Annotated in this window: 25 protein-coding genes; 16 read left to right on the forward strand and 9 right to left on the reverse strand. The window is 30.4% G+C overall.

Going from position 1 to position 22,222, the window contains the following annotated elements:
* Positions 1–8: 8 nt before the first annotated feature.
* Genes ACTTBK_RS04085 through fabD form a run of 3 tightly spaced genes read right to left on the reverse strand, consistent with a single transcriptional unit; the run spans position 9 to position 1,957 of the window.
* Positions 9–248, reverse strand: a complete 240-nt coding sequence (locus tag ACTTBK_RS04085; protein ID WP_008544320.1) for an acyl carrier protein — start codon at positions 246–248, stop codon at positions 9–11.
* Positions 249–296: 48 nt separating this feature from the next.
* Positions 297–1,034 (reverse strand): 3-oxoacyl-[acyl-carrier-protein] reductase, encoded by a 738-nt coding sequence (fabG, locus tag ACTTBK_RS04090; RefSeq protein ID WP_440618672.1) that lies wholly within the window; start codon positions 1,032–1,034, stop codon positions 297–299.
* On the reverse strand, positions 1,031–1,957 hold the full coding sequence (gene fabD, locus ACTTBK_RS04095) for an ACP S-malonyltransferase (RefSeq protein ID WP_440618673.1): 927 nt from the start codon (positions 1,955–1,957) through the stop codon (positions 1,031–1,033). The genes fabG and fabD overlap by 4 nt, the downstream gene beginning before the upstream one ends.
* An 86-nt stretch (positions 1,958–2,043) precedes the next feature.
* Here fabD and rpsF point away from each other — a divergent pair, with 86 nt between their 5' ends.
* The 12 genes from rpsF to ACTTBK_RS04155 all read left to right on the forward strand — a co-directional run bounded on the left by rpsF (position 2,044) and on the right by ACTTBK_RS04155 (position 14,024).
* Positions 2,044–2,397 (forward strand): 30S ribosomal protein S6, encoded by a 354-nt coding sequence (rpsF, locus tag ACTTBK_RS04100; RefSeq protein ID WP_428080544.1) that lies wholly within the window; start codon positions 2,044–2,046, stop codon positions 2,395–2,397.
* A complete protein-coding gene (gene rpsR, locus ACTTBK_RS04105; protein WP_262589558.1) occupies positions 2,397–2,669 on the forward strand; it encodes a 30S ribosomal protein S18 in 273 nt (90 codons plus the stop codon). Before rpsF ends, rpsR begins: the two co-directional genes overlap by 1 nt.
* On the forward strand, positions 2,669–3,127 hold the full coding sequence (gene rplI / locus ACTTBK_RS04110) for a 50S ribosomal protein L9 (RefSeq protein ID WP_440618674.1): 459 nt from the start codon (positions 2,669–2,671) through the stop codon (positions 3,125–3,127). The genes rpsR and rplI overlap by 1 nt, the downstream gene beginning before the upstream one ends.
* Positions 3,128–3,195: 68 nt before the next feature.
* A complete protein-coding gene (locus tag ACTTBK_RS04115) occupies positions 3,196–4,614 on the forward strand; it encodes a replicative DNA helicase (RefSeq protein WP_440618675.1) in 1,419 nt (472 codons plus the stop codon).
* Between the two features lie 20 nt (positions 4,615–4,634).
* Entirely contained in the window at positions 4,635–7,028 is a 2,394-nt protein-coding gene (locus ACTTBK_RS04120; protein ID WP_440618676.1) for an efflux RND transporter permease subunit, read from the forward strand.
* Complete coding sequence (locus tag ACTTBK_RS04125) at positions 7,028–7,573, forward strand: CvpA family protein (RefSeq protein WP_440618677.1); 546 nt, start codon at positions 7,028–7,030, stop codon at positions 7,571–7,573. Before ACTTBK_RS04120 ends, ACTTBK_RS04125 begins: the two co-directional genes overlap by 1 nt.
* A complete protein-coding gene (purF, locus tag ACTTBK_RS04130; protein WP_440618678.1) occupies positions 7,527–9,008 on the forward strand; it encodes an amidophosphoribosyltransferase in 1,482 nt (493 codons plus the stop codon). Before ACTTBK_RS04125 ends, purF begins: the two co-directional genes overlap by 47 nt.
* A 3-nt stretch (positions 9,009–9,011) precedes the next feature.
* A complete protein-coding gene (locus ACTTBK_RS04135) occupies positions 9,012–9,569 on the forward strand; it encodes an HD domain-containing protein (RefSeq protein ID WP_440614654.1) in 558 nt (185 codons plus the stop codon).
* Positions 9,570–9,598: 29 nt separating this feature from the next.
* Positions 9,599–10,894 (forward strand): glutamate--cysteine ligase, encoded by a 1,296-nt coding sequence (locus ACTTBK_RS04140; protein ID WP_440618679.1) that lies wholly within the window; start codon positions 9,599–9,601, stop codon positions 10,892–10,894.
* Entirely contained in the window at positions 10,884–11,807 is a 924-nt protein-coding gene (gene gshB, locus ACTTBK_RS04145) for a glutathione synthase (RefSeq protein WP_440618680.1), read from the forward strand. The genes ACTTBK_RS04140 and gshB overlap by 11 nt, the downstream gene beginning before the upstream one ends.
* Positions 11,804–12,679: a DMT family transporter gene (locus tag ACTTBK_RS04150; protein WP_440614657.1), complete on the forward strand. Its 876-nt coding sequence runs from the start codon at positions 11,804–11,806 to the stop codon at positions 12,677–12,679. Before gshB ends, ACTTBK_RS04150 begins: the two co-directional genes overlap by 4 nt.
* Before the next feature lie 31 nt (positions 12,680–12,710).
* Positions 12,711–14,024, forward strand: coding sequence for an MFS transporter (locus ACTTBK_RS04155; protein WP_440618681.1), 1,314 nt, complete (start codon positions 12,711–12,713; stop codon positions 14,022–14,024).
* Positions 14,025–14,028: 4 nt separating this feature from the next.
* Here the strand turns inward: ACTTBK_RS04155 and ehuA are convergent, their stop codons facing one another.
* From ehuA to ACTTBK_RS04180, 5 genes are all read right to left on the reverse strand, one after another.
* Positions 14,029–14,817, reverse strand: a complete 789-nt coding sequence (ehuA, locus tag ACTTBK_RS04160; RefSeq protein WP_262589570.1) for an ectoine/hydroxyectoine ABC transporter ATP-binding protein EhuA — start codon at positions 14,815–14,817, stop codon at positions 14,029–14,031.
* Between the two features lie 3 nt (positions 14,818–14,820).
* Complete coding sequence (gene ehuD / locus ACTTBK_RS04165) at positions 14,821–15,498, reverse strand: ectoine/hydroxyectoine ABC transporter permease subunit EhuD (RefSeq protein WP_440618682.1); 678 nt, start codon at positions 15,496–15,498, stop codon at positions 14,821–14,823.
* 3 nt (positions 15,499–15,501) lie between these two features.
* Positions 15,502–16,173, reverse strand: a complete 672-nt coding sequence (ehuC, locus tag ACTTBK_RS04170) for an ectoine/hydroxyectoine ABC transporter permease subunit EhuC (protein ID WP_262589574.1) — start codon at positions 16,171–16,173, stop codon at positions 15,502–15,504.
* A 71-nt stretch (positions 16,174–16,244) separates the two neighbouring features.
* A complete protein-coding gene (locus tag ACTTBK_RS04175) occupies positions 16,245–17,090 on the reverse strand; it encodes a transporter substrate-binding domain-containing protein (RefSeq protein WP_440618683.1) in 846 nt (281 codons plus the stop codon).
* Positions 17,091–17,187: 97 nt separating this feature from the next.
* Complete coding sequence (locus tag ACTTBK_RS04180) at positions 17,188–17,976, reverse strand: MOSC domain-containing protein (RefSeq protein WP_440618684.1); 789 nt, start codon at positions 17,974–17,976, stop codon at positions 17,188–17,190.
* 18 nt (positions 17,977–17,994) lie between these two features.
* Here ACTTBK_RS04180 and ACTTBK_RS04185 point away from each other — a divergent pair, with 18 nt between their 5' ends.
* From ACTTBK_RS04185 to ACTTBK_RS04200, 4 genes are read left to right on the forward strand one after another with little or no spacing between them, the layout of a single operon-like run.
* Positions 17,995–18,819, forward strand: coding sequence for a phytanoyl-CoA dioxygenase family protein (locus tag ACTTBK_RS04185; protein WP_440618685.1), 825 nt, complete (start codon positions 17,995–17,997; stop codon positions 18,817–18,819).
* 4 nt (positions 18,820–18,823) lie between these two features.
* A complete protein-coding gene (locus ACTTBK_RS04190) occupies positions 18,824–19,834 on the forward strand; it encodes a Gfo/Idh/MocA family protein (RefSeq protein WP_440618686.1) in 1,011 nt (336 codons plus the stop codon).
* Positions 19,831–20,907 (forward strand): Gfo/Idh/MocA family protein, encoded by a 1,077-nt coding sequence (locus ACTTBK_RS04195; protein ID WP_440618687.1) that lies wholly within the window; start codon positions 19,831–19,833, stop codon positions 20,905–20,907. The genes ACTTBK_RS04190 and ACTTBK_RS04195 overlap by 4 nt, the downstream gene beginning before the upstream one ends.
* Positions 20,907–21,734: a phytanoyl-CoA dioxygenase family protein gene (locus ACTTBK_RS04200; protein WP_440618688.1), complete on the forward strand. Its 828-nt coding sequence runs from the start codon at positions 20,907–20,909 to the stop codon at positions 21,732–21,734. Before ACTTBK_RS04195 ends, ACTTBK_RS04200 begins: the two co-directional genes overlap by 1 nt.
* Here ACTTBK_RS04200 and ACTTBK_RS04205 read toward each other — a convergent pair.
* Positions 21,727–22,197, reverse strand: a complete 471-nt coding sequence (locus ACTTBK_RS04205; RefSeq protein WP_440618689.1) for a GFA family protein — start codon at positions 22,195–22,197, stop codon at positions 21,727–21,729. The genes ACTTBK_RS04200 and ACTTBK_RS04205 overlap by 8 nt on opposite strands.
* Positions 22,198–22,222: the final 25 nt, after the last annotated feature.

Genomic DNA, 22,222 nt, shown 5'->3' on the forward strand with positions numbered 1-22,222 from the left:
TAAAACTTTTAGTTTGCTTTTCCTTCGATAAATTTAACTGCATCTCCTACAGTTAAAATTTTCTCAGCTTCACTATCTGAAATTTCAGATCCAAATTCTTCTTCGAAAGCCATCACTAACTCAACAGTATCCAAACTATCAGCTCCTAAATCATCTATAAAACTAGATTCTTCAGTTACTTTAGCCTCATCGATACCTAGGTGATCTGCTACAATTTTTTTTACCTTGCTTGAAACGTCTTCTGACATATTGATCCTTTTTGTTATATTTCGTTAATAGTTTAAAAAGCTATTTTGTCAAGCCATATACATGCCACCATTAACATGCAGAGTTTCGCCATTAATATAGCTAGATTGATCTGAGCATAAAAATCCTACAGCATTTGCTATATCATCAGGCTCTCCTAGGCGTGCTGAAGGTATTTTGGATATAATAGTTTCTTTGAACTTTTCATCAATCTTATCTGTCATTGCTGTTTTTATAAAACCAGGTGAAATACAATTAACATTGATATTTTTCTTAGCATACTCTATCGCTAAACTTTTGGACATAGCAACTATTCCTGCTTTTGATGCAGTGTAGTTAGCCTGTCCTAAATTACCTGTATGTCCAACAACAGAAGTAATATTAACTATTTTTCCAGATTTATTTTTTAACATTTTTTTGATAGCGAATTTACTCATCAAAAATGTTGACGTTAAATTAATATCAATCACTTTTTTCCATTCATCCAAACTCATTCTGATTGCCAAGTTATCTTGTGTTATGCCCGCATTATTTACAATACAATCTAAGCTACCACCCAGTTCTTTTGTTGCATTATCAATAAATTCCTCAATTTTTTCACTTTGAGATATATCAAAATTTAAAATATTTATTTTTTCGAATTCTTTTTTTAACTCTTCAAGTTTCTCAATTCTTGTTCCAGAGGCTAAAATATTAGCACCACTTTCATATAATTTTTTTACAATTGAATTTCCTATTCCTCCAGATGAACCTGTAACAATTATATTTTTATCTTTTATATCATTCATATTTTTAAATTTTCAATATCCTCTAAACTGTTTATAGTATTAATTGTAACTTCTCTACTAATCCTTTTTACCAAACCTGACAGAACTTTCCCAGGTCCAATTTCTACAAAATGATTAACATCACTATTTATCATATTTAAAACACTCTCTCTCCATCTTACTCTATTTTCAATTTGTTTTATTAAAAGTGATTTTAAATCTTCAGTACTTGAAACAGGTTCAGCTGTTACATTTGAAATTAACTTATTGCTTCCATCAGAAAATGAAATTTTGTTTAATTCTTCTGTCATAATCTCTGTTGCTTTACTCATAAGACTACAATGAAAAGGAGCACTTACCGGAAGTTTTATATTTTTAATTGAATTGTCTTTTAATGTTTCAGTTAATTTTTCTAAATCTTTAGTTTTTCCACTCAAGACTATTTGTCCTTCTGAATTATCATTTGCTATTTGTGCTATAAGCTTGTTCTGATTATCTTTTAATATTTTTTCTATCGCCTCAACAGTTGATCCGAGCACTGCAACCATGCCACCCTCACCCTTTGGTACAGAATTTTGCATAGCATCACCTCTGATTCTTAAAATTTTTAATGTTTCTGCAAAGTTTAAATATCCAGCACAAGATAAAGCAGAATACTCGCCTAAAGAATGCCCAGCAAAATATTTTGCTTTATTTAAATCAATTTTAAATTCTTTTTTAATTACGTTAAATATAGAATAGCTTATTAAAAAAATTGCTGGTTGAGTGTTTGCTGTTAAATCAAGCTCCTCTTTAGGCCCTTCTAGTATTAGCTTTGAAATTGAATAATTTAATGTCTCGTCTGCCTCTTTAAATAGGCTTTTCACAAGTTCAAATTTGTCGTAGAACTCTTTTCCCATTCCAACTATTTGAGATCCTTGACCTGGAAATATTACTGAAAACATATAAAAATATTACTAATTTTGTGTTTTTATCTATTGTAATTGAACTTTTATAATAGTATATCCTCACTTTTTATTAAAGAACATAAATGAACTTATACGAACATACTATAATAGCTAGACAAGATACTTCTCCAAGTGAGTTAAAACAATTAACTGAAAAATATTCTAAAATTGTTGAAAAAAATGAAGGTGAGGTTGTAAAAACAGAGAACTGGGGCCTTCTAAACCTTTCTTATTTAATTAAGAAAAATAAAAAAGGAAGCTACATTCACTTTAAAATTAAAGGTAAAGGTAAAGTAGTTGAAGAGTTAGAAAAAAATGAAGCTATTGATAAAAAATTACTCAGATATCTTACTGTTAGAGTAAAAGAATTTGATTTAGACACTAACTACTTTGGAAAAAAAGAGGAAAGTGAAAACAAAGAAAGTGCTAAAAACTAATGCCAAAAAGACAGAGTGGAAATAAAAAAGGAAAGCAAAGTAATTTTGCAAAGTTAAGTATATTTCAACCAAATAAATATAAATTTAAAAAAACCTGCCCACTTTCAGTAAAAGGTGCACCTAAAGTTGATTATAAAAACATCAAACTTTTAAAAAGATATGTTTCTGAAAATGGTAAAATTTTACCTTCAAGAATTACAAATGTTTCTCAAAAGAAACAAAGAGAATTATCTTTGTCAATTAAAAGAGCAAGAAACTTAGCTTTAATATAATGAAAGTTATTTTATTAGAAAACGTTAAAAGAATTGGATCTATTGGGGAAGTGATAGATGTGAAGAGAGGTTTTGCTAGAAATTTTTTAATAGCTAACAAAAAAGCTTTATACGCATCTAAAGAAAACATCAAAGAAGTTGAAAAAATTAAAGCTGATTTATCTAAAAAAGACAATGAGAGAAAACAAGAAGCAACTAGTATTGCAGAACAAATAAATAATAAAGAATACTCAGTTCAAAAATTAAGCACAGAAAACAATGAGCTTTATGGTTCAGTGAAACCAACTGAAATTTCAAAACTTATTCAAGAAGAAAATAAAGTTGAAATTAAACCTTCAATGATACAACCAGTCGAAGAAATTAAATCTTTAGGAAAATTCAAAGTTAAAATTTCTTTACACTCAGAAGTTGATGCTGAAATAGTTGTTAATGTTACATCAGCAGACACAATTCAATAATTATACATTCTTTTCAACAGCTAAAATTTAAAATTTAAATAATAAATTTTTTATATAAATTTTGATTTATGGAAAATAATTTAAGTATCGTTAAAGACAAATTCAAAGAATTGCCAAATAACATTGAAGCAGAACAAGCCGTAATCGGTTCAATATTAGTTAGCAATGATATTTTTGATGAAGTTAATACAATTGTTTCTTCTGTTAACTTTTATGATCCTATGCATCAAAAGATTTTTGAAGCAATCGAGAGTCTTATTTACAAAGGTATGCTTGCTAATCCAATCACTTTAAAAAATTATTTTGAAGATGAAAAAGATGACATTAATGTTCCAGAGTATTTAGTAAAAGTAACTAAATTTTCTACATCTGTAAGACAAGCAGTAGAATATTCAAAAATTATATACGACATGTTTGTCAGACGTGAATTAATAAAAATTTCTGAAGAAACTATCGATAGTGCAAAATTGAATGATCTTGATACTAGTGGTCAAACTATAATTGAAAATTCTGAACGACAATTATTTGATTTAGCTGAAAAAGGATCTTTTAATTCTTCATTAATAAAATTTGATGATGCAATGAAACAAACAATAGAAATGGCTTCAGCTGCATATAAAAATGAAGAAGGAATTGTTGGTGTTCCAACAGGGCTTAGAGATTTAGATGATAAACTAGGAGGTTTGCACCAATCTGATTTAATCATTATTGCAGGTCGTCCATCAATGGGTAAAACCTCACTTGCAACAAATATTGCATTCAATGCTGCTCAAAAACTTCAAGATAGTGGTAAAAAATCCTCAATAGCTTTTTTCTCTTTAGAAATGTCATCTGAACAGCTTTCAACTCGTATTATCTCGGAACAGGCAAGAATTAGCTCCAACGACATAAGAAGAGGAAGAATTTCTGATGATCAATTTGATAAATTTCTTGAGACTTCTAAAAATATAGCTGAACTTCCACTTTATATTGATGAAACACCGGCTATTAGCATTGCAGCACTAAGTAATAGAGCAAGAAGAATTAAAAGACTATTTGGATTAGATATGATTGTTGTTGATTACATTCAGTTAATGAGAGGAACAACTTATAATAAAGATGGTAGAGTTCAGGAAATCTCTCAAATTACACAAGGGCTAAAAGCAATTGCTAAAGAGCTTGCAGTTCCAGTTGTTGCACTATCGCAGTTATCAAGACAAGTAGAACAAAGAGATGATCATAAGCCTCAATTAGCAGATTTAAGAGAATCAGGTTCAATTGAACAAGATGCGGATGTTGTAATGTTTGTTTACAGAGAAGGCTATTATCTATCTAGAAAAGAACCAAGAGAAGCAACAGTAGAACATGCCGAATGGCAAGCTAAAATGAATGAAGTCGCACACTTAGCTCAAATTATAATTGGGAAACAACGACACGGTCCAATTGGTAATGTAACACTTGAGTTTGAGGAAAGATTTACCAAATTTAAAGATACTCAAACTAATTAATTTCCAATATAAAAGAGCTAATGTTAGCTCAAATGTATCAAAACTTAGTTTTAAAGAACCCAAAAGCAATATTTATATTGCTCCTTATTTCTATTCTTAGTTTTGGATACTATTCTAAAGATTTTAGGCTAGATGCTTCATCAGAAACATTGTTAATTGATGGAGATCCAGATCTCGCATACCTGCAAGAAATTACTGAAAGATACGGGTCTAAAGAATTTTTAGTTCTCACCTATACTCCTAATGAAGGAATGGTGACAGACTCCTCAATAAATAATCTGTTGAGTATAAAATACAAAATTCAAAGTTTAGATTGGGTTCATAGTGTTATTACGCTTTTAGATATACCACTTTTAAATAATTCAGATGCACCGCTTCAAGAGAGATTAGAAAGCTTTAAAACTTTAAAAGATGAAGAGGTAGACAGAGAAAGAGGATTTAGTGAAATTTTAAACAGTCCTGTCTTTAGAAATTTTGTAATTAGTGAAGACGGTAAGACTAGCGGGATTATTGTTAACATCAAACAAAATAAAAAATTAGAAGATATTGAAAATAAATCTAGAGAAGAAATAGAAAATTACAAAGATCAGATAAAAAAACAAAATCATCAAAACATTTTAGAAATAAGACAAGTAATCCAAAGTTATGGAGATGTAGGAAAAATTTACTTGGGTGGAATTCCAATGATTGCGGATGACATGATGACTTTTATCAAAAGTGATATCATTGTATTTGGTATTGGAGTTTTATTATTTATTATAGCAACACTTTGGTTTGTATTTAGAAATCTAATTTGGATTATAGTTCCTATTAGCAGTTGTTTTTTCTCTGTAATTATTATGATGGGGCTGCTTGGATTGCTTGGATGGAAAGTAACTGTTATATCATCAAACTTTATTGCCTTGATGCTAATTCTTACAATGGCAATGAACATTCATATGAGTACCAGATTTCTTCAGCTTAAAAAAAATTTTCCATCAAAAAATAACTTTGAAATTATCTCCTTAACAACTAGCAAAATGTTTTGGCCTATATTGTATACAGTTTTGACGACCATTTTAGCTTTCTTATCTTTAATCTTTAGTGAAATAAAACCTATTATCGATTTTGGTTGGATGATGACTTTTGGTTTGATTACATCTTTTATAATTACTTTTACTTTGCTCCCTACTCTTTTAAATTTTACTTCAACTGGAAATGTATCTTTAAAAAAAGAACAAGATTCTAAAATTACATCCATACTTGGGTCAATTTCTTTAAATAATAAATTTACAATTTTTTCAGCAACTGGAATTATTATTGTCTTAAGTGTAATTGGAATTAGCAAACTTGAGGTTGAGAATAGTTTTATAAATTATTTCGATAAAAATACTGAAATATACAAAGGTATGAAACTAATTGACGAAGAACTTGGTGGAACCACTCCTTTAGAAGTTATTTTAAAGTTTCCTAAAAAAGAAGAAAAGAAATCTGAAGAAGATGATGAGTTTGAAGATTGGGGAGATGAAGAAGATACAAATGATGAAAAATATTGGTTTACCAAAGATAAAATAGATAGAATTGCATCTGTTCATAATTATTTAGATAGTCTTCCACAAGTTGGTAAAGTTTTATCTTTTTCATCAATTATTGATGTTGCAACACAACTAAATAACAATAATCCCCTTGGTACTTTAGAGATGGGTGTATTGTATTCAAAAATACCTGAAAGTATTAAAACAGAAATAATTGATCCGTATTTATCAATAGAAAATAATGAAGCTCGAATAAGTCTTAGAATAATAGATTCACAAGAAAATTTGAGAAGAAATGACTTAATCAATAAAATTAATTTTGATCTAGAAAATGAATTAGGATTAGAAAAAGATGATTACAAGTTAGCAGGGGTATTAATATTATTTAATAATTTACTCCAAAGCTTGTTTAAGTCACAAATTTTGACACTTGGTTTGGTTATGATTGGTATTTTCTCAATGTTTATTATTTTATTTAGAAATATTAAACTTTCATTAATTGGTGTTGTGCCAAATTTCATAGCTGCATTCTTTATTTTGGGAATTATTGGATTATTAGGAATACCATTAGACATGATGACTATCACAATTGCTGCAATTACAATCGGTATAGCTGTTGATAACAGTATTCACTATATTTACAGATTCAAAGAAGAGTTTAATAAACTAAAAGATTACAACAGCACATTAAAAACCTGTCACTCAACAGTTGGGGTTGCAATTTTAAATACTTCAATCACAATTGTATTTGGTTTTTCAATTTTAGTATTGTCTAAATTTATACCAACCATCTATTTTGGAATGTTTACAGGTCTTGCAATGTTGCTTGCAATGATATCGGTGTTAACTTTGTTGCCAGCATTGATATTGGTGGTTAAACCTTTTGGTAAAGATGCTTAATGGTAGATGCTCTTAAAGATTTTTTTGAAGCATCTTCAATTATTGATTTAATCTATATCGCAGTAACCATATGGTCTTTAATCAGTTGTTATAGAAAAGGTTTTGTCTTAAGCATCCTTTCAATGGCAAAATGGCTCTTAGCCTATGTTATTACTCTAATTTTATTTCCGCGTATAAAACCTTATGTAGAGGATATAATTGATAACGAATACGTTCTAGATGTCGGACTTGGAATTGCAATATTTATAGTTGTTATCTTTTTGGTATTATTAGTTAACAAAGGTATTAGTAAAGCAATAAAATATACTGGCATCGGTGGATTGGATACTACTTTTGGATTCTTTTTTGGGTTTGTAAAAGCATATATTGTATGTGTATCTATTTTTTCTGGAGTGCATATTGTTTATAACTACGATAAATGGCCAATTAATTTAGATAAATCATACGTCTTTCCATATTTGAAAAAAGGTAGTAGTTATCTTGTTGAAGAATTTCCTAATGAAAAAACATATCAAGAATCTAAAGAAAAAATTGAAGATATTTGATCCAAAACTAAAAGAAGAATGTGGAGTATTTGGCATAAGCAATGCAAAAGACGCCTCTGCTTTAACAGCTTTAGGTTTGCACGCACTCCAGCATAGAGGTCAAGAAGGCTGTGGAATTGTTACTTTTGATGGGGAAAAATATTATTCAGAAAAAAGATTTGGCTTAGTTGGTGATAATTTTAATAAAGAAAAAGTTTTAAAAAACCTTAAAGGTAATTATGCTATTGGACATAATCGATATAGTACTACTGGCAACAATATTTTAAGAAATATCCAGCCTTTTTTTGCAGATACTAATGCAGGTGGAATTGGGGTATCGCATAACGGAAACTTAACAAATTCAATATCTTTAAGAAACAAGCTCGTAGAAGAAGGCGCTATATTTTACACTACCTCTGATACTGAAACCATAGTTCAGTTAATTGCAAAATCTAAAAGATCAAAAACAATTGATAAAGTGATTGATGCTATATTCCAAATTCAAGGTGGGTATGCATTGGTAATGATGACACAAAAATCTTTGATAGGTGTAAGAGATCCATATGGAATTAGACCTTTGATGATTGGAAAATTAGGAAACAGCTATGTACTAGCTTCTGAAACTTGTGCATTAGATATCATTGGTGCAAAATTTATTAGAGAAGTAGAAAATGGTGAAATAGTGCTAATTGAAAATGACGAACTAACTAGCATCAAACCCTTCCCTCCGAAAAAAGTAAGACCATGTGTCTTTGAGTATATTTATTTTTCAAGACCAGATAGCTTACTTGATAATAAAACAGCTTATGAACATAGAAAAAATTTAGGAAAAGAACTTGCAAAAGAAAATGATGTTGATGCAGATATCGTGGTTCCTGTGCCAGACTCTGGTAATGCAGCAGCACTTGGTTTTGCCCAACATTTAAAAATGAATTTTGAGCATGGTCTAATTAGAAATCACTATGTTGGAAGAACTTTTATTGAACCAAGTCAGCAAATTAGAAGTTTAGGAGTAAAGTTAAAATTAAATGCAAACCAAAGTACAATTAAAGATAAAAAAATTATTTTAATTGATGACTCGCTAGTTAGAGGAACTACATCTTATAAAATTGTTAAAATGCTATATGATGCAGGTGCAAAAGAAGTTCATGTTAGAATTGCTTGTCCTGAGATTAAATATCCAGATTTTTATGGCGTAGATACCCCAACTAAAAAAGAGTTATTAGCAGCAAATAAAACTAATGACGAAATTTGTGAATATATTGGAGCAAAATCACTTAAATTTTTATCTATTGATGGATTATATAGAGCAATTGGTTTTGACAAAAGAAATGAGGCTTATCCTCAATTAACAGATCATTATTTTACAGGAGATTACCCTGTTAAACCTGTTGATGAATTGGGTGATAATAAAATAACTCAACTTTCATTATTAAGTACAGCATCTAATAATTAAAATATGAAAACAGTAAATTTTACTGAAATGAAAAATGGAACCAAGGATGAGTACTTGTTGCTTGATGAGTATGAGCAAAAATATATTGATGGCACTGCTGATCGAATATTAAAATTTATGAGTGGATTAAATTCTACTTTAGAGGGATACAAAATAACTAGACTTGAACACTCTCTGCAAACTGCAACAAGAGCTTTTAAAGATAATGCAGATGAAGAAATGGTAGTTGCAGCATTACTGCATGATATTGGAGACGAGTTAGCTCCTGTTAATCATTCAGAATATGCAGCTTCAGTTTTAAAACCTTATGTTTCAGAAAAAACACATTGGATCATTCAAAAGCATGGTGAGTTTCAAATGTACTATTACGCGCATCATCTTGGAAAGAATCAAAACCAAAGAGATAAATATAAAGATCATAAATATTTTAATGATGCTGTAGAGTTTTGTGAAAAATGGGACCAGGCATCTTTTGATCCAGACTATAAAAGTATGAAATTAGAGGAATTTGCGCCAATGGTTAGGAAAATATTCTCAAGAAAGCCCTATTCTTTACTTTAAATTAAATTAAAATCCACTATCTAAAGCGCATGATTAACAATAAAGAGAAAATTATTGAATATTTTAAATCTGGTATCAAAGAAGATAAAGATTTTAGAATTGGTATCGAGCATGAAAAGTTTTTGTTCAATACTAAAAACAATAAAAGAATTGATTACCTAAAAGTAAAAGAAATGTTTACAGCCCTAACTGAGTTTGGCTGGAACCCTGTTTTTGAAAAAGAAAACATTATTGGTCTTAATAAAGGTGGAAAAAATATTACACTAGAACCTGGAAACCAAATTGAATTATCAGGTGACAAGTTAAACCATATGCACGAAGCATGTGCTGAGTCTCAAGATTATTTATTTGAATTAAAACAAGTTACAAAAAAATTAGATATCAAAATAGTTAGTGCCGGTTTTGATCCTATTTCAAAATTAGAAGATATTCCAAACAATCCTAAGCAACGTTATGAGTTAATGACAAAAGACATGCCACTAGGTGGAGAGCTTAGTTTAGATATGATGTATCGAACGTGTGGAACACAATTAAATATTGATTACAATTCAGAAGAAGATTTTATTAAAAAATTTAAATTAGCTAATTCTATTGTTCCAATTTCAATTGCACTATTTGCAAACTCATCAATCGTAGAAAAAAAGAATAGTAATTATTTATCTTATAGATCTAAAGTTTGGCAAAGCACTTCAAGAGGAGGTTTGCCTAAATTATTTTTTGAAAATTTAGATTTTGAGAAATATGCAGAATTTGTAATAAACTTTCCAATTTTATTCATTCAACATAATGATCAGTATATTTCAGGTAGAAAATATACATTTAAAGATTTTATGGATGGAAAAATTGAAGAAATAGGAAATAGACTTCCAACAGAAACTGATCTTACAACACACTTAAGTACAATCTTCACCGAAAACAGATTGAAGAAATATATTGAGCTTAGATCAATGGATACCTGTGGTTGGGATTGTCTATGTGCTGGACCAGCTTTCAATATTGGTATGTTGTATGGAAATTTAGATGAAGCGTATGAATTAATCTCTTCATGGGAAACAGACAAAATAATTAACGCTTATTTAGAAGCTCCACAAAAAGGATTTAATACTCAATTAATGGGTAAAGACTTGTTGTATTGGACATCTACTCTCCTGGATATTTCTAGAAAAGGATTAGAAAAAAGAGACATCATTAGTAAAAAAGGAAATAACGAAACTATCTTCTTAAATCATTTACAAAATGTAGTTGATAATAAGACTACAAATGCAGATCATATGATTAGTAAATTTTCGAAAGATGAAAATTTAGAAGAATTATATGACAAATAAAATAGTAGCTGTTCAAGGTAATCATCCCTCTACCTTAAACCCTGTAACTGATACTAGTGTTTTTTTAGCTAACGAAATACAAAACAAATATAAGATTTTTTATTATGATCCAAAAGATCTATCAATAATTAACAAAAAAGTTTTAGCTAAAGGTTTCTTTATAAAGTTTAATTATCAAAACAAGAAATTTTATAAAATCATTAATAAACAAACTTTAAACCTTACAAAGTGTAAGTTTATTTTAATCCGTCAAGATCCGCCATTTAATTTAGAATATATTTCAACTACTTACATTTTAGATTTTATTAAAAATAAAGTTAAAATAATCAATAACCCAACATCTATCAGAAATATTTCTGAAAAGTTATATTCAACAAAATATTTGAAATATATGCCTGATACACTTTTTTCTCAGGATATAAATGAAATCAAAAATTTTATTAAAAAACATAAGAAAGTAATTATCAAACCTATTCATAGTTATAGTGGTAATGATATTCACTTATTAAATAAATTTAATTCAAAACTTATTAATAAATTTATTAAAAAACATGATCATATCATGTGTCAAAAATTTTTACCTAAGATTAATAAAGGAGACAAAAGAGTTTTTATAATTAATGGAAAAGTTTGTGGTGCAATTTCTAGAGTTCCTAAGAAGGGATCTTATTTAAGCAATATGAGCAAAGGCGCTAAACCAATTAATATCAATTTAACTAAGCAAGAAAATAAAATTTCAAAATTAATTGCAAAAGATTTAAAAAAAGAAAATATATATTTTGCAGGGATTGATTTTATAGATCAAAAATTAAATGGAGATATCAATGTTACTTCCCCTACAGGACTTAAAACTTTTTTTGATTTATCAGGAATAAATTTAGCAAAAACTTTTTGGAAAGAATTAAAGGCATGAACAATTTAACAGATCAACAAAAAGGTTCTTTAATGGCTTTTGTTGCAGTGATGTTTATCACTCCTGATAGTTTATTTATTAGGCTTTCAAATGTAGATACTTGGGGATTAGTTTTTTATAGAGGTATCATTCCATTTGTAACTGTATTTGCTGGAATGTTGTTTATTTACAAATCAAGTTTTTTTAAATTACTTTATGGAAATTCAATTTATGGTGTTGCTTATATAGTTACGTTTTCCATTACCAATATTACTTTTGTACTATCAATTCAAAACACAAATGTTGCAAACACACTTGTTATGATTGCACTTGCACCAATGTTATCTGCTATTTTTGGTGCAATATTTTTAAAAGAAAAACCAGATCGAAATACTTTAGTTGCTATTGCAATTACGTTTTTAAGTGTTCTTTATATATTTTACGACTCAGTGAAATTAGGAAATATTTTTGGAGATATTTTAGGTTTTATTACTGCATGCGGTCTTGCTGCAGGAGCAACAATCATCAGAGCTGGTAAAAGCCTTAATCTAGTTCCTTCAGCTGTGGTCGGTAAACTGGTCGTAGCATTAGTTGCTTTATTCTTTATTGATACGTTTGAGCTAAAAGACAATGATATTTATATCATTCCAGCTATGTGTATTCTTTGTGTGGCTATTCCTTTTGTGTTGGTAACACTAGCTCCAAGATACATAACAGGAGCTGAGGTAAATCTATTCTTTCTAATGGAAACGGTTTTGGGACCTATTTGGGTGTGGATGGTTGTAAAAGAACAACCTTCAATGGAGACAATTCAAGGAGGAGTGGTGATCATTTTGACTATCGCTATTCACTCATTCCTAGCCATAAAAAAAACACAAACCAAAACTACTTAGCCCGCAATTTATTGATACTTAAAATTTAGAAATGCAAAAAGAAGTAAAAAAATCCTGGGCCCTATTTATAGGTATTGGAACCATGATGATAGCTCATGGATTACAAATGCAGATAATGGGGATTAGATCTGTACTTGAAGACTTTAGTGTTTTTACCACAGGGATCTTCATGTCAGGATATTATGTTGGTTATTTTATTGGCTCAAGAACAACTCCAAATTTTGTATCTAAGGTTGGTCACATCAGAGTGTTTGCAGCGTTTGCATCCCTTGCATCACTTAGTGCATTGCTTGCGGTAGTTTATGTAAATCCATTTATGTGGACAGTGAGTAGATTTATAACAGGTATCAGTTTAGTTAGTTGTTATGTTGTAACTGAAAGTTGGTTAAACGATAGAGCAACTAATAAGAATAGAGGACAATTATTGTCTGCATACATGATGGTAATTTATTTCGGTCTTGCAGTTGGAATGTTGTTACTTAACTTAAGTGAACCAAAAGCCTATGAACCTTTTATTTTGGTATCTGTGCTTTTATCTTTAGCACTTGTTCCAATTTTATTAACAAAAAGACCAGCTCCAAAATTTAAAAAAATTGAAACAATTAGTATTAAAGAACTTTATGAGATCTCTCCTCTTGGAACTTTTAGTTCTTTTTTCACTGGTGTAATTCATGCAGCATTTTTTTCATTGATCTCAGTTTATGCAACTCTTGCTAAACTCAGTCTATTTGAAACTTCAATTTTATTGTTTATTGCAACGATTGCAGGTGTATTTGGTCAAGGACCAATTGGATATTTTTCAGATCAATACGATAGAAGAAGGGTAATTATTGTAACTACATTTGGAAGTTCTGCTTTAGCACTATTGTCAATTTTAACTTCTAATGATCCTATACAAAATATTTATTACATGGATGAACTTGCATTTAAAAAAATAGTTTTCTTTATTGCGGTTGGTCTTTATTCAAGTTTATGCCTTCCATTATTTTCTTTAAATCTTGCACACACTAATGACTTTGTACCAAAATCTAAATTCGTAGCTGCTGGAGGGGGACTTCAATTAATTTTTGGTGTTGGTGCTATTAGTGGACCAATTTTATGTTCATTGTTTATGGAATGGTTTGGATTAAATGGATTTTTTGTATTTTTAATTATAGTCCATGCTTTAATTGGTGCATTTGGTTTGTACAGAATGAGAATAAGAGAAACTGTGGACAATCCAGATTCTACATTTACACCTGTACCTGCAACCATTACACCTGCAGGATTAGAATTAGACCCAGATACTCCAGCAACATTGGAAGAAACTTCCAAAACTGATAATCCTGAAATAAAAAATTATTAAATTTTTAATGCGAGTCTAGTACTGCATGTAAAAATTGTTTAGTTCTTTCGTTTTGAGGATCTCCAAATAATTTTTCTGGTGGGCCTTCCTCAAATATTTTACCTTCATTAAAAAAACAAACTCTATCAGAAATCTCACGCGCAAAACCCATTTGGTGAGTAACCATTATCATAGTCAAACTATGCTCTTTATTAAGTGAACGGATAACGTTTAATACTTCTCCTACTACTTCAGGATCAAGTGCAGAAGTTATTTCATCTAAAAGCATAACTTTGGGTCTCATGGCAAGAGCTCTTGCTATAGCAACTCTTTGTTGTTGACCTCCTGAAAGCCTACTTGGGTGTTGGTCTTTTTTATCTGTCAAACCTACTAGCTCCAATAATTCTAAGGCTCTTTCCTCTGCTTCTTCTTTTTTTAGACCTAAAACTTCAATTGGCGCTTCTATGCAATTTTGTAAAGCTGTCATATGGGGAAACAAATTAAATTGCTGAAATACCATACCAATTTTTGAACGTCTTTCTCTTAAATATTTTTCGCTTGCCTCAACAAGGTTACCATTTTCATTCATATGTGTTAGAGGTTCTCCGTCGAGATTAATTACACCTCCGTTTATTTTTTCTAAAGTCATCAAAACTCTAAGAACTGTGGTTTTACCTGATCCCGAGGGTCCAATTATTGAAACCATCTCATTTTTTTTAATATCTAGATTTAATTTATCCAAAACTACTAAGTCACCATATTGTTTGGTTACTTGATCAAATTTTACAATTATTTCGTCAGATGCATTTTTCATAATTTATTTTTTTATTTTTCCTTGTGCTTTATTAACATCATTTTCTAATTTTCTAACCCACATTGCAGCTGGAATTGAAAGAGTTAAAAATATAAGTCCAACCAAAGTATAAGGTTCTAAATATCTATAATTATATCCACCCACTGCAGTTGCTGCGTGGAATAATTCTGCAACTCCTATTGTTGAAAGTAATGGTGTATCTTTAAAGATACCTACTAAATAATTACCCATGCCTGGTATAGCTATAGGAAATGCCTGTGGCAGAACTATTCTTCTGTAAGTATAAATTGTTGAAAAATTAAGAGCTCTACATGCTTCCCATTGTGATTTTGGAACTCCTTCCAAAGCACCTCTGTAAACTTCAGATAAATAAGTTCCAAAATGAAGACCGATAGTAATCATTCCACAAACCCAAGCTGATAGGGTAACTCCAAATTGTGGTAATACAAAATAAACAAAAAATAACTGAATCAAAAGCGGTGTTGATCTTATAAACTCTACTATTTCTCTATTAATCCAGTTGACAATTTTAAAAGGAGTTTTTTGACCTAGTAAAAAAAATAAACCAACTATTAAAGCGATTGCATAACCTACACCAGCTGCAAGAATAGTATTTAAAGTTGCAATTGCCATTTGTGGCAATATTTCAAATGTAAAATCCCATCTCCATCCCATTTGCATAACTTAAATTCTTTCCTTTCCAACTTTTCTAGCTGCCAACACTTCTAACCATCTTAAAAATGGAACTAATGCAAATCTAGCAATGATATAATAAATCAGTAACGCTGTTCCAAAACACTGAGCAGATAACCAAGTAATTGAATTAATTTGTTTTGCTTCAAAAGTTAAATCTACAACTGTTACCAATGCAACTAATGCTGTCGCTTTCAATAATTCGACAGTTAAATTTGCTGCAGGTGGAAGAATTATTGGAAATATTTGTGGAATAATAATTCTTTTAATTCTTTTTGCTGGAGTAAAATTTAAAGCATGTGCAGCCTCCCATTGCCCCTTAGGGACTGCAAGTATTCCTGCTCTAACTATTTCTGCACCATAAGCACCAAAGTTTAAACCAAGAGCCACTACTCCTGCTGTAAATGCTTCAAGTGATATTCCAAAAAAAGGTAATACATAATAGGCCCAAAATAATTGAACCAATAAAGAAGTTCCTCTGAAAAATTCTATATATACTGTAGCAATTCCTTGTATCGCTCGATTTTTAGAAAGTCTCATCAAACCAAAAATCATGGAAATAATCACATATAGAATCATAGAACAAACAAGTACTTTTACTGTGGTTACTGTTCCTAACAAAAGTGTAACACCGTGTTCGTTTAAAAATTCAAAATATGTCAAAGTATTTTCCTTTAGATTTTAAAAACCAGGCAACAATCAAGTTGCCTGGTTTAATTTTTTAATAATGTAAATTATTTAGTTGAGCAAGCCCACTCTGTAGTCATGTCAGGTGGAGGTAGTTGAGCTTTATCATAGCCATACTTACCAGCTCTCTCTAACATTTTATCAGGATTAGCTAAAACTTTAGCTAAAGCTACGTTGAAAGCATCTCTGAACTTACTATCACTTTTTCTAAAACCAATACCTACTACGTTTACAGTTTCTTTAGGCATTAATTTAGGATCAGTTACTTCAAAAGCTCCGCCAGTTTTTTCCTCGTGCTCTTTTGCGCCAAAGAAAGTTTGTACAGCAGCATCAGCTCTTCCAGCTTTCATCGCTGCTAAAATACCAACTTCACCTTCTACTAAAAGCATTTGGCTATCTGGAACACCAGCTTTTTTTGCAGCTTCTACAGTGTTAAAACCAGTTCCTGTTACAAGTTTAGCTCCAGTTCTTATAACATCCTCGTAATTATTAATCCCTTTAGGGTTTCCTTTAGGAACTAACATCGCATCACCAAATACTCCAATTGGATCTGAAAAATCAATGTTGGCACATCTGCTTTTTAGAATGTACATACCACCAGTAATCATGTCTGATCTGTCAGCATTTATTCCTGGAATAAGACCTGACCATTCAAAAACTTTAGTTTCATGCTCAGTAATTCCCATTTCTTCTAAAACAGTTAAAGCGATCATGTTTACGAAACCTAATGCTTCACCATTATCTCCAGCATATGCCCATGGCACAGCTGTTCCAAAACCTAGTCTTAATTTGTGACCATCTGCAAGCCTTTCAGTTAATGTTTTTGCATTAACAGTCGAAATACTAAACAGAAGAACAAATAAAACAGTTAACGTCTTATATATTTTTCTCATTATATCCCCTTCGTTATGTTTTGATAAAGTTAAGCAGATTAGAGAAGTGGTGTACACAGTAATTGAAATAAATATTCAATCCTGAGTTGTCTGCAATTTATTTTATAAGGATTTTTTCTGATAAATTTATTTCACCATCATTTTCCGGTGTCAAATAAACACCCATGTCATAGTGATCGTAAGTTTGTTTTAAAGTTTTAAGTAAATTAAATGAATTATCATCTGTTTTAGGTTTTAAGTTTATTGCAACACATCTTGGAATATTTTTTTCAACTTTAAACAAAACATCATTTATTTTTATAGTTTTACCAATCCAGTTTCTTTCTTCCCAAGCTTCCACTCCATCAAAATATAGATTGCCTCTGAAAATAGATTTTTCAATTTTTTTATCAATTTTATTCTCAAAATCTTTAATGCTATTAATATTTAAAAGCGAAATTGAGTTTCTAAACATAGACTTGTTAGATATAGAGGTATCATAAAAAGGATACTCATCATTTCTCATAAGTCTTATATCGTTTTTTAAAGACCCCTCTAGTTCAATTAATTTTCTTACAAGATCATCTCTTTCATTTGTTTCATTAACGTTAACAGTAATAATTTCTTTATTATTTAGCGTTAGAGTTAACTTATTGTCCTCATGTAAAAAATTGTACTTATTAAACTCTGGTGTGTTTTTAAGCGTTACAATTTTATTCCATTTACCTTTTCTTGTTTCAGGATTTTTTTCGAATTCTAAAGATTGATCTAAATTAAGATTTTGTGAAAAAGCAAAAACTCTATCACCTTCTATCCCAACATTTTTATTAATTTTACATTTTTCAATATTTTGAAATGAAATCGATTTTACAGGACAGTTATGTATTGAAGTAATAATAGCACTCATATAATCTTTAAAAATAATATGACTTATCTTAATTCAAATCAACAGAAACAGTACAATGAAGAAGGATATGTAGCGCCCTTAGATATTTTAACTCAAGAAGAAGCTTTAGAAGCAAGAAATGAAATTGAGCTAATTGAAAAAGAAATGCCAAATGAAATTGATAAATCTGGCAGATACAATGTGCACTTAATATCTCCTAAACTAGATGCGATTGTTCATAATTCTAAAATTCTTGATGCAGTTGAAAGTATTATTGGAAAAAATATTTTAGTTTGTAGTACTACTTTATTTATTAAAAACCCTAAACAAGAGGGATTTGTAAGTTATCATCAAGATGCAAAATATATTGGGTTAGAACCTCATAATTGGGTCACTGCATGGATAGCAATTACAGATGCAAATAATGAAAATGGTTGCATGAGAATGTGGCCCAAGTCTCATATTGAATTAAAAGATCATAACCAAAAGTTTAATGAAGGAAACCTATTAACACGTGGTCAAACAGTAGAAGGGGTGCCAGAAAATGAAGTTAAACCTGTAGAGCTTAAAGCAGGTCAAATGTCTTTACATCACCCAAGAATAGTTCACGGCTCTGGTATAAATAAAAGTAATGATCGAAGAATTGGTTTTGCGGTTCAAAGTTACATAGGAACTAATGTTAAACAAATTTTAGGAAAAAATAGTGTTCAAATTGCTAGAGGAAAAGATGAATATCATTATCACGAAGTTATTAATCGTGCTAATTCATTAATGAGTGAAGAAGGCAAGTCTTTAAGAATTAGAGAAAATAAATATCTACAAGAAATCTTTTATAACGGTTCAGAAAAACAAGGAACATATTAACAAGATGAAAAAGACTATTAATCTTGGAGTGATAGGTATAGATCATGGTCACATCTTTGACATGTTGGACGAAATGTTAAAAGAAGGATGTGAGTGTGATCATTTTTGGACAGAAGGTGATCCATTAACCCTAGGGGAATTCAATTCAAAATATCCAAATATTAAAAGAAAAGAAAATAAGGAAGAAATATTAAATGATCCCTCAATTGATATGATTTTAATATCTTCAGTTCCTAAAGATAGAGCTCATAATTCAATAGAAGCTTTAAAAGCTGGAAAAGATGTTATGGTCGATAAACCTGGTTGCACTACCCTGGATCAATTAAACGAGCTTAAACAAACAGTAAAAGAAACTGGAAAAATATGGTCAGTTAATTTTTCAGAAAGATTTCATGTTGCAGCTGTTGCAAAGGCTGAAGAATTAGTTAACGAAGGAAAAATTGGTATAGTAAAGCAAACAATTGGTACAGGTCCACACAGACAAGGTAACTATGAAAGACCTGATTGGTTCTATGATAGAGAAAGTTATGGTGGAATAATTACTGATATAGGATCACACCAAATTCATCAATTTTTAGTATTTACAAATTCAAATGAAGCAAAAATCAATCATGCACTTGTAGAAAATACTACCAAGAAGGAAAAGTCTGGTTTTCAAGATTTTGGAGAGGTTAATCTAACTGGTAATGGTGGACATGGTTACGTTAGATTAGATTGGTTTACTCCAGATGCACTTCCAACATGGGGAGATGGGAGATTATTAATCCTTGGAGATAAAGGCTATATAGAAATAAGAAAATATACAGATTTAGCAAAATCAGAAAAAGGTAATCATTTATATCTAGCGAACAATGAAGAAGTTAAATACATCGATTGCTCTAATGTTGAGCTACCCTACTTTAGAAATTTAATTAATGATGTAATCAACAGAACTGAAACTGCTTGTGCTCAAGAATTAACTTATCTTTCAATGGAACTTGCAATAAAAGCACAATTAAAAGCTGAAACAAAATGAACAAATATCAAGTAGCAATTATTGGAACAAACATAGGTGCTAAGCACTATGAAGATTTCCAAAAAGTTAAAGAGAGATTTAATGTTCACACTTTATGTGGGCTTACAAGAGAAGCAATCGATAACATTTTATCAAAAGATACTGAAACAAAGGTATCACTTAACTTTGATGAAGTATTAAAAGTAAAAGAGATTGATATCATTGATATATGCCTTCCACCCCACTTACATTTTTCAGCCTGTAAAAAAGCAATGGAAGCTGGAAAGCATGTAATTTGTGAAAAGCCATTAGTATCAAGTCTTAAAGAAGTCGATGAATTAGAAAAGATTAGTAAAGAAACAGGTAAAATTATTTTTCCAGTTTTCCAATATCGATATGGTTTAGGATTTTCAAAATTAAAAGCATTAATGAAATCTGGTTTAGCAGGAAAATCTTTGGTTGCTTCTTTGGAAACTCATTGGAATAGAGGGAAAGATTATTATTCAAAACCTTGGAGAGGAACTTGGGAAGGTGAACAAGGTGGAGCTATATTAAGTCATTCGATACATATTCATGACTTAGTGAGCATGATCTTAGGTCCAGTTTCAAATGTATTTGCAAAATTATCAACGAGAGTAAATGATATTGAAGTTGAAGATTGTGCAGCTTTATCAATCGAAATGGAAAATGGGACATTGGTTACTAGCTCAATTACACTTGGAGCTGCAAACGATACAAGTAGACTTCGATTTTGTTTTGATGGATTAACAGCTGAGTCTGGAGCATCTCCAGATAAACCCTACAGTCCAGCTGATGATGAGTGGCATTTCTTACCAAGATCACCTATTACTCAAGCTCAAATAGATGAAGTGTTGTTAAAAGTAGAAGAGCCCCCATCTTGGTATGCAGGTATGTTTGATGAAATTGCAAACAAATTAGATGGATCTACTAGTGATGAGGTAACTTTATCAGATGCTAGAAAATCTTTAGAATTTGTTACCGCTGTTTATGATTCTTCCAGACAAAATAAAAACATTAAACTTCCAATAGATAAAGATAATCCGCTTTATCATTCATGGTTGCCAAATAATTAATGATAAACTTTGAGCTCAATGAGAGTTTAATTGAAGAGTTTAATAATAATGGTTTTCTGATTTTAGATAACTTTTTAGATTTAAATTATATTGAAGATCTTAGAAATAAATTTGAGCCTTTATTTAAAGGTAATTTTGAAACAGGAATTGAGCCAGATGAATGGAACTGGAAATTTGGTCAAGATCCTGAAGATGTTACTCGTCAAATCTGTAATGCTTGGAAAACAGATCGTTTAATAAAAAAAGTAGTTTGTCATAAAATAATTGGTGAAGTTTGCTCTCGTTTAATGAACTGGCAAGGTGCAAGATTAGTTCAGGATAATGTTTTATGGAAACCACCTGGAGGAAAAACCTTAGGATTTCATCAAGACGCTGCTTATGATGATTGGCTTATTCCACAAACAATGATGACTTGTTGGATGTCATTAGATGACACTTCAAAAGAAACTGGAACATTAGAGTATATTAAAGGCTCTCATAAATGGGGGCTTCAACCACCCAAAGGAGAATTTCACTCACCAGAAGATTATAAAAAAGAATTAAATATTTTTGCAGAAAAAAATAATAAACTAATAGAAGTTGCTTATGTAGAGGTACCAGCTGGTGGTGTTTCATTTCATCATGGCTTTACCTGGCATGGATCAGGAATAAATACTTCAAGCAACAATCGACGAGCAATCGTTTCTCATTGTGTTCCAAGTAATGCTAAGTTTCACCCAACAAATGAAGGTGGAACTGCTAAAACTTATAAAAAGTATAAAAAAGAAAATAGTGATTTATTAGATGAAGAATATTTTCCTCTATTGTGGGAGAGTAATTCTATTTAGATCCATCAAACCTATCTTCATCCTGTTTAGTTGGATTATAAGTAGGTGATGTCTCAAATTGTTCTTCACATTTAATATCAATATAAGGTGCTTTTGATCTTGTAAAAATTTCACCTGATACACCAAACCAAAAACTTGGTGGATCAAATGTTGCAGCAGCAATAGCTGTTAAACCTTTTAAAGCAGGTGCTGATATTGTCCAATAAACACTAGTTCCACATTTTTTACAAAAATTTGTTTCAAAAGTATTTCCACTCTCTGTTACAAATTTATATTGATTATAATTTTGTGAATGGTGTTTTACATTTTCTTCTTTAAACCAAGCACCAACACCAAAAGGACTTCCTGATCTTAGTTGGCAATATCTACAATGACAAACTCTAGCTCTTTCTGGATAACCAGTTGTCTCATATCTATTTTCTCCACAAGCACAGCCACCTTGATGAATTTCTTTATCTGACATAATTAAAGACTATAATATTTTAAAA

Origin of the sequence: Candidatus Pelagibacter sp. HIMB1493 (assembly GCF_052047995.1) — a bacterium.
In the GTDB taxonomy this organism is placed as follows: Bacteria; Pseudomonadota; Alphaproteobacteria; order Pelagibacterales; family Pelagibacteraceae; genus Pelagibacter.